Source organism: Planktosalinus sp., from assembly GCF_059864935.1.
On the sequence record NZ_JCBCCK010000477.1, the window covers coordinates 1 to 2,169 of the forward strand.

The window sequence follows — 2,169 nt, forward strand, 5'->3', positions numbered from 1 at the left end:
AGCAATCTCATATCAAAGCATTCATTTTAATGTTTTAATCTGCTTGACCCTTTTGTATATCGGATATAAAATTTATCGACACCGGTATCTTTTATGTAAAGTGATGGAGACATCAATTTTTGCTCGCAAATTGTTTCTCTACTTTTTTCTGTAATCTCGCTTTCTGGATAATTACCTATTTCACTGACATAGAAAGTATTCTCAAAATGTATTGGTTCGGTGGATTCTCCCACAGTATAATTGATACTGTTACTGAATACAATTGGACTGTTGGATTCATTGAAGTTCAGTGTTTTGATTTGATTTCGGCTTGGGTATAAAAACAAATCACAATCCCGATATACCAATGAATTGATTCGGTATTCATCAATCACTTTGTATGTTTTTGGGGGGATGGTAATGATTAATTCTTCTTTTCGAGTGACAGATGTTGTGCTAATCCCTTCTACATTGACAGTTTTTGATTTTCCCGCTTTAGCTGCCTGTGGCAAACCAAAAAAATTCAACCCAAACACGGTTGAACTTATGCTATTAGTCTGTGAACTACTTGCTGCGCTCCCCCTTGATGAACTAAACTCCCTGTCTTTATAATAGTTATAAGCCCTATCTTTATTGATGTAGAAACTTTCGCCCATATGAATGTAAATCGGGTCATTGGTTTTGTTGTAGAAGGTAAAACTAAAATCTCCGCTTTCTCCCCAAAGGTTATAAGTGACTATACAATTTGCATCTTCATAGACCAAACCGTTGTTTTTCTTTGTCACATTGTTATCAGCAGGTGTAACCTTGTAAACCTGATAAAATGTAGTGTTGCATGATGTCAAAATAAACAGGCCTGCAATGAATAAAGTCATTTTTCTCATAATTTGATGATTTAGTTGTTGGCACATCAAACTTATAATGACTTTTAGAATAAATTTTACGGGATTCCGCATTTTGGTGAAAAAAGTATTAAGACAGTTGTGAGTTTGTGAGTTTGTGAGTCTTTGAGTGGGTGAGTTTTGGAAAAGTTAGAGGTAAGAGGTTAGAAGTACGAAGTTCAAATAGTGCGCGCGGCTCCCTGATCACAGAGCGAAGCCAAAGTGTAGGGAAACAGGGCAGCGGGGTGGGAGAAGTTCTGAATAGTATTAACTATTAAGACAGTTGTGAGTTTGTGAGTCTTTGAGTCTTTGAGTGGGTGAGTTTTGGAAAAGTTAGAGATAAGAAGTTAGAAGTACGAAGTAATCCAATAGTGCGCGCGGCTCCCTGGTCACAGAGCGAAGCCGAAGTGTAGGGAAACAGGGCAGCGGGGTGAGAGAAGTTCTGAATAGTATTTAGAATTTTGCCAAGTAGTGCGTGCTTACTCGGGTGCGACACCTCCTTCGTCGGCGTGACAAGGTCTCCTTCGCTTCACTCGGAGTGACGAGGTGACAAGGCCTCCTTCGCTTCACTCGGAGTGACGAGGAGATGGAGTGATGGGGACTTCTTCTTCGCCTCCCGCCTCTGGCGGGAAGGGGCAAAGCGGAGTGGACGGCTCAGTTCTAACGAATTCCTTTGTGCTCCTTAGTGCCTTAGTGGCTTTGTGGCAAAAGAGAGGGATCTTCTTTTACGCATTTGGGGGTTCGGGGTGACGAGGTGACAAGGGGACAAGGCGACAAGGAGATGGGGAGATGGAGTGATGGGGACTTCTTCTTCGCCTCCCGCCTCTGGCGGGAAGGGGCAAAGCGGAGGGGACGACTCAATTAAAGAATCTCTTTGTGCCCCAACCTACCTTCGCTTCACTCGGAGTGACGAGGAGGATAAGGGATTGAATTATTTAGGGCAAACGTATTTGTCAAACATGTATTTAGAGAGTTCCCGGAGTGTTTTACCCGTTTCCGGGTGTAGCCCGGGAGAGGAGAAGTATTGCAGATTGCCGGCAGGGTTTCTGCCATACCAGACAAGCGCCTTGCCATCAGGGCTTCTGTAGCGGGTGTCGCAACCGGCTTCTATTTTCTTTAAATTGTTGATGCGGTCATCATTGTATAATTTCAATTTTCCTTCCTGCAGTAATTTCTCATCAAATTTCACTTCCACATACCGGTCTTGCTGCCAGACCATCCAGCGTTGTTTGGTAAGTTGGTGGTAGCCCCAGGCAACAAGAATTATAAAAAGCACACCGGCCAAAGGCCATTTGTAGTGTTTAAAGAA

General features: G+C 42.9%; 2 protein-coding genes. Both read right to left on the reverse strand.

What is annotated here, in order from left to right; translation table 11 throughout:
- Positions 1-26: 26 nt before the first annotated feature.
- On the reverse strand, positions 27-854 hold the full coding sequence (locus AC6F75_RS13975; RefSeq protein WP_500715702.1) for a hypothetical protein: 828 nt from the start codon (positions 852-854) through the stop codon (positions 27-29).
- Between the two features lie 937 nt (positions 855-1,791).
- Positions 1,792-2,169, reverse strand: a 378-nt coding sequence (locus AC6F75_RS13980) for a hypothetical protein (protein ID WP_500715703.1), incomplete at its 5' end; no start/stop codon positions are given.

What these genes read in the sequence shown, in the direction of transcription:
- AC6F75_RS13975 (WP_500715702.1), bottom strand. Translation starts at nt 854, where the DNA reads ATGACTTTATTCATTGCAGGCCTGTTTATTTTGACATCATGCAACACT.